Genomic DNA, 1,061 nt, shown 5'->3' on the forward strand with positions numbered 1-1,061 from the left:
GTTGCCCACCGCAACGTGATACGGCTGTTGGAGGTTCTCGACGCGGGCATGGCCTTGGCCGGTCAAGTGTGGTCGCAGTGGCATTCCTATGGCTTTGATGTTTCTGTTCAAGAAATTTTCGGGGCGTTGCTGCATGGGGCGCGGTTGGTGGTGGTGCCCGAGGAGGTGGTGCGTTCGCCTGAGGATTTCCATGCTTTGTTGGTTGCTGAGCGGGTCAGTGTGTTGAGTCAGACGCCGTCTGCTTTGGCGATGTTGTCGCCGGTGGGTCTGGATGCGGTGGAGTTGGTGATCGTTGGTGGTGAGGCGTGCCCGAGTGAGTTGGTGGATCGGTGGGCGCCGGGTCGGGTGATGATCAACGTTTGTGGTCCGACCGAGACGTCGATGTTTGCGGCGATGAGTGCGCCGTTGGTGGCGGGCTCTGGGGTGGTGCCGATCGGGTCGCCGGTGTCGGGGGCGGCGTTTTTTGTGTTGGATGCATGGCTGCGGCCCGTGCCCGCGGGTGTGGTCGGTGAGTTGTATGTGGCCGGTCGGCTCGGGTGTGGGTATGTGAGCCGGGTTGGTTTGACTGCGTCGCGGTTTGTGGCGTGCCCGTTTGGTGGGGTTGGTCAGCGGATGTATCGCACCGGGGATTTGGTGCGGTGGGGTGCTGATGGGCAGTTGGTCTATTTGGGGCGCGCTGATGGGCAGGTCAAGATCCGCGGGTACCGCATCGAGCTCGGTGAGGTTCAGGCGGCGTTGAGTGCTGTCGATGGGGTCGCGCAGGCGGCGGTGGTGGCCCGCGAGGACCGTCCGGGTGACAAACGGTTGGTGGGTTACATCACCGGAGATGCTGACCCGGTCGCCGCGCGCGCGAAACTTGCCGAACGCCTGCCGGCTTACATGGTGCCGGCGGCGGTGGTGGTGGTGGAGGGGTTGCCGTTGACGGCTAACGGCAAGCTCGACATGCGCGCTCTGCCTGCGCCGCAGTATCAAAGTGTTGATCGGTATCGGGCTCCTGGCAACGCTGTTGAGGAGGTTTTGGCCGGTATTTACGCCCAAGTCCTCGGGCTGGAGCGGGTCAG

1 protein-coding gene is annotated in these 1,061 nt (G+C 63.5%); it reads left to right on the forward strand.

The window, feature by feature from the left end:
• Window positions 1-1,061, forward strand: a 1,061-nt coding sequence (locus AU193_RS18655; RefSeq protein ID WP_156425285.1) for an AMP-binding protein, incomplete at both ends; no start/stop codon positions are given.

The organism is Mycobacterium sp. GA-1285 (assembly GCF_001499905.1).
GTDB lineage: Bacteria > Actinomycetota > Actinomycetes > Mycobacteriales > Mycobacteriaceae > Mycobacterium.